Origin of the sequence: Methanotorris formicicus Mc-S-70 (genome assembly GCF_000243455.1) — an archaeon.
In the GTDB taxonomy this organism is placed as follows: domain Archaea; phylum AGJL01; class Methanococci; order Methanococcales; family Methanococcaceae; genus Methanotorris; species Methanotorris formicicus.
Window position 1 is genome coordinate 34,010 of sequence record NZ_AGJL01000006.1, and the last position, 11,566, is coordinate 45,575.

The window sequence follows — 11,566 nt, forward strand, 5'->3', positions numbered from 1 at the left end:
AAATCATGTTGTTGGACGTTCCTCAAATTGAAATTTAAGATTAAGATTTATGCTTATTTAAGATTATTTAAATCTTTTGTCTAAAATATTATGAACAATAACAATGCAATGGTCTGCATGCAACTCCAATGGAGACAAAGATACTTTTTCTGCTCCAATATCCTCTAAAAAATCCTCATCCTCTTCTCCAATACCAATATGATCCCCCAAAATAAACACAACATCTTCATTTTCACCAATCTTAACATTTTCAAAATCTTCTCCCGCTTTATGCAAATATAAAATTCTTTTTCCTTCATTCTTTTTCTCTAAAATAATCTCTCTAAATTCTTTCTTAGATACGCAAATTCCTGGTGTGGATTCTATCCATTCGGTTCTTTTATTTTCTGGAGTTTCTTCAAATTTTTTTAGTGCCTTTTTTATAAATATGGCTATATTTCTTTCATCTGGGGAAACTTTTTTTAACTCACCTCCAACAAACTTTATTGCAACTGGTGGATTTGGTTCACCATAAAAAACTGCATAAAAAACAACATCTCTCCTAATATCATGAGATAAGAAAAAAGCACTACTAACACACCTACAAACCAAATCCAACCTTCCGCAACTTCCTGGAAGGTCTTTTAAATTTATATTAGAGGAAGTTATTGTTTTATTTGCCTTGAAAATAAATTCTCTCAACATTTCACCTCAAAATTGTTAGTATCAAATGAACAACTATTCCAATCAATATTGAAATTCCAAAATTTTCCCATTTTTTGTACGATAGGAATACGAATATTAAAGCAATTATATCTATACATAAATTTTCCAATTTTATGGGAAAAGACACTAATGAAGTAACAAAAAGTGCAGATATGATAGCAGAGGATGAATAGGCAAAATACTCATTCACACCTTTTAATTTTTTAAATCTCTTATTAAATATTATTGGCAATAACCTCATTAAATATGTCCCAATTGAGACAACCAATATTGCTAAATAATGTTTCATGTTATCCCAATCTTATTTTTTTATTTTTTAACACTACCAACGGGCTTAAAATGCCCGCAACCAATATGCCAATTGATGGATAACCAAAATAACAAAACACCAATGCAATAACCCCTCCAACCGCTATTGATAAACCTGATTTTTTAAGATTTGGGATTAACAAGATAAAATACAATGCAGTTAATGAAAATAACAAAGAAAGGGTGATAATCTCATTGGATAATAAAATATCTCCCCCAAAAATTCCAATTAGCGTCCCTAAAATCCAAGATAAGTAACTTCCAACCTCTAAACCCAATATGTACTTCTCATCCTTTTCCTTTGATGATATAGAAGATGCAAAAACCTCATCAGTTAAACCATAAGCGGTTATAAACCTTTTTTTTAAATCAAACTTCTGAGAGATGAGATGACTATAAATTATATGCCTCAAGTTTAAAATTAAGGCAACAGATACTGCATCAATAACTGAGTAAGGCAATAGAGAAATTAAAGCAAACTGACTCGCCCCTGCGAAGATTAAGGCAGAGATTAAAAATATTTCAACCTTACTAAATCCTAAAGCCAATGTAGAGATCCCAAAAGTAATGGCAACTGGTAAATAACCAATAGCAATTGGAAGACTCCTAACTAACCCTCTTTTAAACATATTCCCAACCTAAAATAAACTTTTAATTTTCACAATCTCCGTTGGAGAGTAGATTATCACAACAACTGCTGAAACCTCTTTGTTTAATGCCTTATAGATATGGGGAACATCTCCACAAAATTCAATCTCTTCCCCAACCTTCAAATGCTTTGGAGAACTTTTAGAGCCAACAATCATCTCCCCCTTCACAACCAAAACTCTCTCAATAACTCCTTTTTTGTGTGGTTTTGCTTCTCTAACACTATTTGCCTTTAATTTCATTAAATAAACCTCAATTTTTTTATTCTCTGATTGTTCTATCAACTTTACAGTTATCCCTGATTCATCGACTTCATTAAACTCTTTTGGCAGTAATTCTCCAAAAGGAACATTTAATGCATCCCCTATTGCCCATAGTGTTGAGATTGTCGGATTTGCATTTCCAGATTCTATGCTCGATAATGTTGATTTTGAGATTTTGGCAAGTTCTGCAAGTTTAGATAATGATATTCCTTTCTCTTTTCTTAATTTTGATATTCTTTTCCCAATAATTTTTGAGATGTTGTTGTTCATTATATCACACATTTTGTTATATATTGTTCGTTATATAGAACAAAGAGTATATAAAGTTTTTTATAAAGCAAATGATGCACAACAGTAAAGTTTAAATATCTTTTTAAGTATAGGATAAGTACCATTTAATGTTAGATTTAGATGCCTACTTCTGTTGGGTAAGAAGTTATTATTATATTCATTATAATGATCTTACCCAACAGGCCCTTTGGGCTGGGAACCGTCGAAAAAACTTGAGGTGAAAAAATGGCAAGACTTCACTCAGATAGAAGAGGTTCCTCCGGTTCAAAGAGGCCTATGAGGAAAGAAGTTCCTGAATGGGTCACTTTGAAACCAGAGGAAGTTGAAGAATTGGTTGTTAAATTAGCAAAAGAAGGTTATCAATCAGCAATGATTGGAATGATATTGAGAGATAACTATGGGATCCCTGATGTTAAGTTGATTACTGGAAAGAAAATATCAAAAATAATGAAGGAAAATGGTATATATCCAGAAGTTCCAGAAGATTTACTTAATTTAATGAGAAGAGCAGTTAATTTAAGAAACCACTTAGAACAAAACCCAAAAGATTTACACTCAAAGAGAGGATTGCAATTAATTGAATCAAAAATTAGAAGGTTGGTTAAATATTACAAGGAAAAAGGAGTACTACCAATGGATTGGAGATACACACCAGAAAAAGCAAGATTATTGGTCGAATAATCCAACAATTTTTCTTTTTATTTTTTATTTTGTTAGGATATATTAATTTATTTAAATTAATGGTTGAATAACCAAAAAATATATTGGGAAGTAATCAAAAACATATTAAGATTAAAAAGATTATTAATGTATTCTTGCTGACCTCCTCTCCGCCCTAAAGGGCGAAGGTTCTGACACAGAACACCCCACTACCTACCGTCGCCAGTAGGTCACAGGGCAGGGTCAGATCTGCCCTCAATAAACAATAGTTGCTTTTTTTTATATATAATAAAAAGGAAGGTAATGATTACTATGCTTATTTGTCTAAAGTTAAAGAAAAAGGGCCGTATAAACAAACTCTATGGTTTGGTGTTGATTTGGGGGTTTATAATTTGGTTGTCATTGCAGATAATAAGGGAGAGAGTTTAAGGTTTGATGGGGAAATAGTTAAAGGGCATAAGAGAAGATTAAAAAAGAAAGAGTTTAACAAATATACGAAAGTGGGTAATAAAATTAGCAATTACTCAAGATATATTAATCATGTAATTTCTAAGGAGATTGTTAAAAAGGCGAAGCAGTATAATGCTGGGATTGTGTTAGAGAAGTTAAAGGGATTGAAAAAGAGTAAGTTGAATAACTCAACACCAAAAAATATTAGGAGGGTATTACATATATGGAGTTATGCTGATTTAATTGAAAAGATAGAATACAAAGCAAATTTAGAAGGGGTTCCAGTTGTTGAGGTCTCTCCAAGAAATACTTCTAAAACATGTAGTCGGTGTGGTTATGTTAATAGAAGGTTGAAGAATGAGAGGATTTTTATTTGTTCGAAATGTGGTTTAGAGATTGATAGAGATTTAAATGCGGCAATTAATATTGCTAAGAAAGTAGCTTCTAAGCAAGTTTAATTCCTCTTCGCCTTAAAAGGAGAAATTCCTTAGAGACAAATAATGGTGATGATATGAATACCATTGGAGATATGTTTAGAGTAACTACATGGGGAGAAAGTCATGGAAAGGCAGTTGGGGCAGTTGTTGATGGATGTCCTGCAAATCTACCGTTATCTGAAGAGGATATTCAAAAAGAACTCAACAGGAGAAGGCCAGGTTATAGTTTATTCTCAACTCCAAGAAAAGAGGAGGATAAAGTTGAAATCCTCTCCGGAATTTTTGATGGCAAAACCACTGGAACTCCAATATTGGCATTAGTTTACAACAAAAATCAAAGACCCAAAGATTACAGCAAAATAAAAGACACTCCAAGGCCGGGACATGCTGATTTAACATACCATTTAAAATATGGGCATGTCGATTATAGGGGGGGAGGAAGGAGTAGTGGAAGAACAACAATTGGAAACGTCATTGGTGGTGCAATAGGTAAGAAACTTTTGGAATACACCTATAACATCAAAATTATTGGATACACAATAAAGATTGGTAAGATTAAGGGAGATTTTAATTATTATAAAAGTGAAGAATTCTTCAACAACATAGATGATGATTCTTTAAAAAACTTTATTGAAAAAATTGAAAGCAATCCATTAAGATGTCCCTCATCAAATGAGAGGGAAATGGAGGAGTATGTTTTAAATGCAATAGAAAATCAGGAGAGCATTGGCGGAGTTGTTGAGATAGTTGCATTAAACGTGCCTATTGGTGTAGGGAACCCAATATTCAATAAATTAGATGGTGAATTGGCAAAATCTCTGATGAGTATAAATGCAGTTAAAGGTGTTGAGATTGGAAGGGGGTTTGAGAGTGCGGAGATGTTTGGAGGTGAAATGAATGATGAGATTTATTTTGATGATGAGAAAAACATAAGACTAAAAACCAACAACTGCGGGGGTATTTTAGGAGGAATAAGTTGTGGAACTCCAATTGTTGTTAGAATTGCCATAAAACCAACACCATCAATATCAAAAAAGCAACATACTGTTGATTTAAAAACCTTAGAAAATGTAGATATAGAGATTGAAGGTAGGCATGATCCAATAATAGTTCCAAGGGTTATTCCTGTAGCGGAATCTATGGTGGCAATAACTCTTACTGATTTGATGATGAAAGGTGGGTTTATACATCCTTGCAGAATCTAATGAAATTTAAACTTTAGTTCTTTAGCATTTTTAATAGCAAATCAACGGCCTCATTGATTGTTAGGGGTATATCCCCTACATTGTATCCCATATTCCTCAATCTAATAAAAAGTTTAGATACGTCTGGAACATCCAGATTTAATTTATCCAAATCCAAAGAAAACAGTTCTTTTGGAGTTCCTTCAAATATAATTTTTTTATTTAATACATAGCATCTATCTGCTAAAGAGGTAATATTTACATCATGAGTAATTAAAATTACAGTCTTTCCATTTTCTTTAAATGATTTTATCAATTTAATGACTTCAATCCTACTCTTTGGGTCTAAAGCAGAAGTTGGCTCATCCATCAAAATAACTTCAGGTTCCACTGACAAAATACATGATATAGAAACCTTCTTTTTTTCCCCACCACTTAAATTGTATGGGTGCCTATCTTTTAGATGGTAAATCTTCATGTCTTCCAATACCTTATCTGTAACTTCAAGTGCCTTCTCTTTTGAATAGAGGTGGAGTGGGGAAAATGCAACCTCATCCCAAACTGTTGGATTGAATAGCATAACATCAGGATTCTGAAAAACAAAGCCAACTTTTCTCCTAAACTCCATAATTAATTCTTTATTTGTTAATATTTCATCAGTCAGTCGTCTGCCTTCAAAATAAACTTCTCCCTTATCGGGAAATACAAGTCCATCCAAAATCTTTAAGAGTGTTGTTTTTCCAGCCCCATTAGGTCCTAAAATAGCCACTATCTCATTTTTATATACACTTAGATTTACATTATCCAATGCTAAGACACCGTTGGGATATCTATAAGAAACATCAATGAGTTTGTATATCTCTTTCATAATATCCCCCTATCAAACAATAAAAGCACAATAACCAAAGTTATTGACAATATAAGGAATATAATATCCTTCATTTTGATTTTTTCTTTGTAGATGTATTTTACTTCTCCAGTGTAGCCCCTTGACAACATGGCATAATAAGTATCTTCTCCCATCTCGTAGGTTTTTATAAATAATGCTCCAATTGCTTTTCCACCTTCCTTCCAACTTTCTACCATCCCTAACTTACGGATTGTCCTTGATTTTCTTGAATATATCATATCTAAGACAAAATTTAGAAGTAAAAATATGTATCTATAGGCAAGGTTTGTTATTGTAATAATGACGTCAGGAATTCCCAATCTACCAACAGCAGTTGTTACTTTATTCCATTGAGTGGTGATGGGGATGAGGACTGCATAAGATACGCAGGTAGCAACTCTTAAGGTAAATGTTGTTGCATAAATAACCCCCTCATAAGTTATAGATATGTGTGGATTGTTAAATATAGCGAAAATATCATGACCTGGGGTTACAATGTTAAATATCACTGGAATGACTATAATTCCTGCAAAAATAGGGATAAAGATATAAACTCTTTTCAAATAGGTAATTATTGGAATATTTGATAAGTATGCAAATAATATTGCAATTAAATTGAAAATAATTAATGTGGTAATATGCTTAGATAAAACAGACCCTATGAGAAATATCACCAATGTTATAATCTTTACCCTACTCTCAACATTTTGCAAAAATCCGGAAATTTTTGTATATTTTTCAAAAAATATGCTCTCATTTAGATATTTTATTATATGCTCTATAGTTTTATCGAATAATTTATTCATGCTTTCACAACTTACTTTTATATAATATAACCATGGTTAAAAATTTTAAATTTAAATTCTTCTGAAATTTAAACATCATTTACACAAAAAAGTAAAATTAAATAAAGTTATTTATCTTTTACGTAGTTCCTGGATTGACTACCTTGACCAATGCATAGTACGCCCCAATACATAAAGTAACTCCAACTATTGCAGATATGATATAGCCGATTGATGCATGAACTGGATCATCCCATCCTGGAATGTCATAATCTGGGAGGGGAGCATAACTCCAAATATCAGCCAAATGAAGCAATCCACTAACTTGTTGCTCACCTACTTTTTCAGCAATATCTTCTGGTCCCCATTCACCCCAGGCATCACCATAGTTCCAAACTAATAATATACCCAAAGGACAGAGGATTATCATAGCAACAATTACATAGAGAAATTTTTTAACTAAAGGGTCTTGCCAGTTCATACATTCACCCCACTAACCTGTTGTTCTTTTGATGTAAATATGTCAGGTCTTACTTTCCTTACATACCAAACAACTATTGCGGTAACTACTGCTGCTGCAGGTCCTGCAGTTAATAAATGAGCAAACGCCATTGCTGGAACTGAAACGGTGAATGGATATGGACAGTAACCTGGTTCTATAAATGGCTGTAGTCCAAACTCAAAACCTGCAACAATTGCTGCTGCAACGATTCCAATATATGCCCCAATACCGCTTGCAACAACTTCCCCAAACCTGTCTTTCAAAAATTTATAAACATAATAACCAACAAATGGCAAAACAATACCCATATTAAAGCAGTTTGCCCCTATACATGTAATTCCTCCATCTCCAAAGAATATCGCCTGTATAACTAAAACAATAGATACTGCAATGGTTGCTACCCATGGGTTGTCCATCAATATTGCTATTAACGTTCCACCAACCATGTGTGCTGTTGTTCCATCTGGAACTGGAAGGTTGAACATCATAACTAAGAAGGAAAAAGCCGTTAAAACCCCAAGTAAGGGTAACTTTCTGGGATCTAACTTTTTAAGTTCTAATATGCTTTTGTACCATAGTGGTATCATTACTAAATAGAAAAAACCACATGTTATTGGGCCGAGATAGCCATCTGGTATGTGCATAGTTTCACCTTTTGAATTTTGTAATATTTTTTTGAACATATGTGGTATAATATTAATATCACATTTAATGTAATATTATTTAAACTTTTCTATTGTAATGTAATGAAATAGTATTAAAATATTAAAAATTTATAATCAAACTATAACCCATTAAAAAGCAATTAAATTATCCAACCATACTTAACCTACAAAAATACAGTTGTTTGCGTCACAAAAGCCATCTAAAACAAGTTTTTCTAATTTTAAATGTTAATAAATTTAAATATTAATATAATTCAATCTAAGAAATGAGTTAGAAGGTTATGCACTATAACCCATTGAAAACTGAAAAAGATATGTTCGATTAACTATAAAAAATAGATTTAAAACTTTCCTTTATTGTTTTTGTTTCATGGATTTTATGATTTCTATGAATCTGTTTAATACCCTCTCTCTCAAACCCTCAACAAACTTCAAACTTCCAGCACATTCGTGCCCTCCACCATCCAATGACGCCTCAGGAATCTCATCCATAAGTTGTTCAACAATCAGGTTTAAGTTGAAATCGTATTGCTCATGCACCGCATCTGTAGCCCTTACAACTCCAAAATCAGGCCCGTAGGCAAGGGTTATTATTGCTCTATCCTCCCCAAACTCCTGAACTTTGAAGTCATGAGCAAACCCACATGTTTTTCCCGGGGCTGGGAAGGTAAATTTGTGGGCGTATTTTTCCACATCTAATACATTTAGGATAATTCCATTTTCGAGTTCCGTTGTTTTTATTGCTGGGAGAACTGCTTTCATTTGCCTATCTACCATCTTCATTGCTTGCTCATGGAGTATCTCTATCAATCTCTCATGCCTTGCAAATTCCTCATTATTAACTCCCAATATATCATCCACAATTCCCTTTCCATCCATGAACCTTAAGTAGAATGCCTCAAAGTCCATACATAAGGATATTTTTTCTAAGTATTCCCTATCGTAGGAATTTCCTTTTCCATATTTTTTGCTGAGTTCGTTTATCCTTTCAAGGGCAATTTTTATATATTCTTCTACCTCCTCTCCTTTTGCATGGTCTCCAACAACCGCAATTCCTGGGAGGTGTTTAATGCTCTCTGAAACATTTGGATTTATCATCCTTGCTATCTCAGTTGCCAAAACTCCAGCGGTTAAATTACTATCTCCACCAACTAAGTAAGGATTAACATGGGCATCAACGTATTCGTCAACCTCAACCTTTCCATCAATAACTTCTCCTGGGAAGTGGTGGTCTATAACAATAACCTCAATACCATAAGCCTTTGCCTTAGAAATTGCAGGAATATCCTCATCGGTACTTCCATTATCAACCAATATTATTAATGGCAACTTCTGCCCGAATTTTAAATGGTCTTCAATGGAAAACACCAAATCCTTAGTAACATCCTCCAACTCATAAAATGGTGCTTTTGATGGTCTTCTTTTGAAGAAGTGCCATTGGGCATCTTCGTCTATTGCAAACTCCTGTATTATTGGGAGTATTGCCCTCTCTAATGCCAATCCTCCACAATAACCATCTGTATCAGCATGGTGCCTTATTATAATTGGCTTTCCATCCAATATTGCTCTTCTTATTCTTTTTGCAACATCTGCCATCTTTGGTCTTAATTTTTCCAAAACCTCACTTTTTACTAAGAATTCTATATCCCTTGCTGGTTCTGATTTTCTCTCTATCTCTGCCTCAATCTTTTCCTTAACTTCTCTTGCCTCATCTTCCTCCAACTTTCTCAATTTAATCCTTTCAATTTGGAGTTTTCCTTCCCTTATCGATACCCTTCCAATAACATCAATGATATCTCCAACTTTAACCTCAGGATGTGCCCTTAAACCAGCAATCTCTATTGCCGCAACCCATGCAACATCAGTTCCATCTGTAACTGTAAATACCGTTGGTCCTGGAGTTTGGACAATTTGAATAACCTCTCCCTGTATGTGAACAACCTCATCTTTCATCTCTATGATTTTACATGCTATATCTTTAATTGGTGATAATGGGACTTCTTTTTCTAATTTAACTACATTATAATTGGTTATTGGTAAATATCTAAAGTCAATTTCCCTCTTATCTGGTCTAACATCTATTACTTGGACAATAACTTCATCCCCTATATTGAAATCCTCCATTCTTTTGCCAACCATCTCTCTTGGTCTTAAAAGACCTCTTGTTTGTTCATTCAATGAAATAAATATCCCATATCTCTCAATTCTTGATACGGTTCCTTTGTAGAGTTTCCCTTCTTCTATATCACTAAATGTGCAGAGTTCATCAACCTCATATACATTTTTTAAATTCTTTCTTCTTTCCTCCTCTTCCTTCTGACATTTAGGGCATAGTGTTTTATCCTTATCCTGCGGGTATTTTCCAATAATCTTTCCACATTTATCACATTTCACTATCTTCCCACTACCTCCACAAAAATCACACACATCATAAACTGGAACTTTACCAGTTCCCTTACATTCCTTACATGGAACCTCTGCTAAATCCAAATCATACTTTGCTCTTTTTGATACATTTTTTAGGTGTGCCTTTGGATTAAACTCCTCAACATACCCAGTTCCACCACATACAGGACATGGTTTGTATTTTACTATTTTCTTTCCTGTTCCATTACAAATTTTACATTTATCTATCATAATCATCCCCATAATCTTAATTTTTATTAAAAATTAAATTAAATGTTTGAAAATAAAAATTTGAATAAACCTACAAAAACGAATTTAACTAAATATAGTTGAGAAGAGATGCAACTTATATATTTTACAGTTAATGGTTTTAATACTTTTCTGCAAAATTATGCTGTTTGCGTTTTTGTGTTATATTTCCTCAATCCCTATGCAGTAGTCATAGAAATAATCTCTAACAATCCATAACGCATTTTTGTATTTTTTTGAGAGTTCTAAGGTATTTTTTATTGTTTTTTTATTCCCCCTCTCAAATATCTCCACAACAATAAGTTCTATAATTTCAACAACATCCCTATCATCATAATCAAAATGCTCAAAACTTGCAACCTCCTTTAGCATTTCCAACAATTCATCATCACTTGCATTTTTAATAAATTGGTTTCTTAAGAAGGATTTGAATGTGTAGAGGTTTTTTCTCTCAACAGGAATAAGTTTTAAGATTGCCTTGCCTTTTTCCACCAAACTATCTTCTTCTCCAATTAAATCACCCCAGAGATTGTGCTTTAAAATTATGTCTTTTAAAATTTCTAAAATTTCTTCCTTTGGTTTTTTTCTGAGGGATTCAAACAACTCGTCTCCATCAATATAGTTGTTGTTTTTATATGCCTCAATTAAAGCATAGGCGTGTTTGCAGTTGTATTTATATGGGCATGAACAGGAGCCAAAATAGTTGCTTAAATCAACCTTAACATCATAGATATCTCCACCAACAACCTTTCCATAAAGAAAATCCCCAAATTTCACGCAGAACTTAACGAGCCCATTTTTGTAATATTCCTTTCCCCTTTCAACAATTTTATTATCGTAATGCATGTTATCCCAAAAATAAAGATTTTTTAATCATAAACAAAATCCAAAATTCCACCAATTACTGGAACTATAGTCGTTTGCGGAATTCTTTGCACTTATTTAGACATAATGAAATTTTGAAAGGAGATAAAATTATGGCTAAAATTTAAAATAAAGAATAATACTTCCTTTACTGACAGTGTGATTACGAGAATCCTTTCTTTATTAGCTCTTTACTGCACTCTTTAATCACTTCATAGAATGATAATCCATATTTGTGGCTTAAATATTCTATACAGTT

General features: G+C 33.1%; 13 protein-coding genes. 3 read left to right on the forward strand and 10 right to left on the reverse strand.

All coding sequences use genetic code 11. The features are described 5' to 3' along the window. Window positions 1-63: 63 nt before the first annotated feature. The 4 genes from trmY to METFODRAFT_RS01850 are packed head-to-tail and all read right to left on the reverse strand — an operon-like array spanning window position 64 to window position 2,195. The gene (trmY, locus tag METFODRAFT_RS01835) at window positions 64-681 is read right to left on the reverse strand and encodes a tRNA (pseudouridine(54)-N(1))-methyltransferase TrmY (RefSeq protein ID WP_048115329.1); all 618 of its coding nucleotides are present in this window, start codon (window positions 679-681) and stop codon (window positions 64-66) included. A gap of 4 nt (window positions 682-685) precedes the next feature. Next, the gene (locus METFODRAFT_RS01840; protein WP_007043827.1) at window positions 686-994 is read right to left on the reverse strand and encodes an AzlD domain-containing protein; all 309 of its coding nucleotides are present in this window, start codon (window positions 992-994) and stop codon (window positions 686-688) included. 1 nt (window position 995) lies between these two features. Then, entirely contained in the window at window positions 996-1,643 is a 648-nt protein-coding gene (locus METFODRAFT_RS01845; protein WP_007043828.1) for an AzlC family ABC transporter permease, read from the reverse strand. A gap of 9 nt (window positions 1,644-1,652) precedes the next feature. Next, window positions 1,653-2,195, reverse strand: coding sequence for a helix-turn-helix domain-containing protein (locus tag METFODRAFT_RS01850; RefSeq protein WP_245528870.1), 543 nt, complete (start codon window positions 2,193-2,195; stop codon window positions 1,653-1,655). A gap of 246 nt (window positions 2,196-2,441) precedes the next feature. On the opposite strand from METFODRAFT_RS01850, the gene METFODRAFT_RS01855 reads away from it, so the two are divergent. The 3 genes from METFODRAFT_RS01855 (at window position 2,442) to aroC (ending at window position 4,968) form a co-directional block, all read left to right on the forward strand. Next, a complete protein-coding gene (locus tag METFODRAFT_RS01855; protein ID WP_007043830.1) occupies window positions 2,442-2,897 on the forward strand; it encodes a 30S ribosomal protein S15 in 456 nt (151 codons plus the stop codon). 248 nt (window positions 2,898-3,145) lie between these two features. Beyond that, entirely contained in the window at window positions 3,146-3,784 is a 639-nt protein-coding gene (locus METFODRAFT_RS01860; RefSeq protein WP_083820826.1) for an RNA-guided endonuclease InsQ/TnpB family protein, read from the forward strand. Window positions 3,785-3,837: 53 nt separating this feature from the next. Further along, window positions 3,838-4,968 carry a chorismate synthase gene (aroC, locus tag METFODRAFT_RS01865; protein WP_007043832.1) on the forward strand — a complete coding sequence of 377 codons (1,131 nt, stop codon included), beginning with the start codon at window positions 3,838-3,840 and terminating at the stop codon, window positions 4,966-4,968. Window positions 4,969-4,981: 13 nt separating this feature from the next. On the opposite strand, the gene METFODRAFT_RS01870 is transcribed toward aroC, so the two are convergent. From METFODRAFT_RS01870 to METFODRAFT_RS01895, 6 genes are all read right to left on the reverse strand, one after another. Further along, window positions 4,982-5,815, reverse strand: a complete 834-nt coding sequence (locus METFODRAFT_RS01870) for an energy-coupling factor ABC transporter ATP-binding protein (protein ID WP_007043833.1) — start codon at window positions 5,813-5,815, stop codon at window positions 4,982-4,984. Continuing rightward, window positions 5,812-6,642, reverse strand: a complete 831-nt coding sequence (cbiQ, locus tag METFODRAFT_RS01875; RefSeq protein WP_007043834.1) for a cobalt ECF transporter T component CbiQ — start codon at window positions 6,640-6,642, stop codon at window positions 5,812-5,814. Before cbiQ ends, METFODRAFT_RS01870 begins: the two co-directional genes overlap by 4 nt. Window positions 6,643-6,760: 118 nt before the next feature. Next, on the reverse strand, window positions 6,761-7,102 hold the full coding sequence (locus tag METFODRAFT_RS01880; RefSeq protein WP_007043835.1) for a PDGLE domain-containing protein: 342 nt from the start codon (window positions 7,100-7,102) through the stop codon (window positions 6,761-6,763). Beyond that, entirely contained in the window at window positions 7,099-7,767 is a 669-nt protein-coding gene (gene cbiM, locus METFODRAFT_RS01885; protein WP_007043836.1) for a cobalt transporter CbiM, read from the reverse strand. The genes METFODRAFT_RS01880 and cbiM overlap by 4 nt, the downstream gene beginning before the upstream one ends. A 375-nt stretch (window positions 7,768-8,142) precedes the next feature. Beyond that, the gene (locus tag METFODRAFT_RS01890; RefSeq protein WP_007043837.1) at window positions 8,143-10,425 is read right to left on the reverse strand and encodes a DHH family phosphoesterase; all 2,283 of its coding nucleotides are present in this window, start codon (window positions 10,423-10,425) and stop codon (window positions 8,143-8,145) included. Window positions 10,426-10,605: 180 nt separating this feature from the next. Then, entirely contained in the window at window positions 10,606-11,289 is a 684-nt protein-coding gene (locus tag METFODRAFT_RS01895; RefSeq protein ID WP_007043838.1) for an SWIM zinc finger family protein, read from the reverse strand. Window positions 11,290-11,566: the final 277 nt, after the last annotated feature.

Bases quoted from the DNA above. Each gene is read 5' to 3' on its own strand.
- METFODRAFT_RS01890 (WP_007043837.1), bottom strand. From the start codon at position 10,425: ATGATAGATAAATGTAAAATTTGTAATGGAACAGGAAAGAAAATAGTA.
- METFODRAFT_RS01870 (WP_007043833.1), bottom strand. From the start codon at position 5,815: ATGAAAGAGATATACAAACTCATTGATGTTTCTTATAGATATCCCAAC.
- cbiQ (WP_007043834.1), bottom strand. From the start codon at position 6,642: ATGAATAAATTATTCGATAAAACTATAGAGCATATAATAAAATATCTA.
- METFODRAFT_RS01880 (WP_007043835.1), bottom strand. From the start codon at position 7,102: ATGAACTGGCAAGACCCTTTAGTTAAAAAATTTCTCTATGTAATTGTT.
- cbiM (WP_007043836.1), bottom strand. From the start codon at position 7,767: ATGCACATACCAGATGGCTATCTCGGCCCAATAACATGTGGTTTTTTC.
- METFODRAFT_RS01845 (WP_007043828.1), bottom strand. From the start codon at position 1,643: ATGTTTAAAAGAGGGTTAGTTAGGAGTCTTCCAATTGCTATTGGTTAT.
- METFODRAFT_RS01850 (WP_245528870.1), bottom strand. From the start codon at position 2,195: ATGAACAACAACATCTCAAAAATTATTGGGAAAAGAATATCAAAATTA.
- METFODRAFT_RS01840 (WP_007043827.1), bottom strand. From the start codon at position 994: ATGAAACATTATTTAGCAATATTGGTTGTCTCAATTGGGACATATTTA.
- aroC (WP_007043832.1), top strand. From the start codon at position 3,838: ATGAATACCATTGGAGATATGTTTAGAGTAACTACATGGGGAGAAAGT.
- METFODRAFT_RS01895 (WP_007043838.1), bottom strand. From the start codon at position 11,289: ATGCATTACGATAATAAAATTGTTGAAAGGGGAAAGGAATATTACAAA.
- METFODRAFT_RS01855 (WP_007043830.1), top strand. From the start codon at position 2,442: ATGGCAAGACTTCACTCAGATAGAAGAGGTTCCTCCGGTTCAAAGAGG.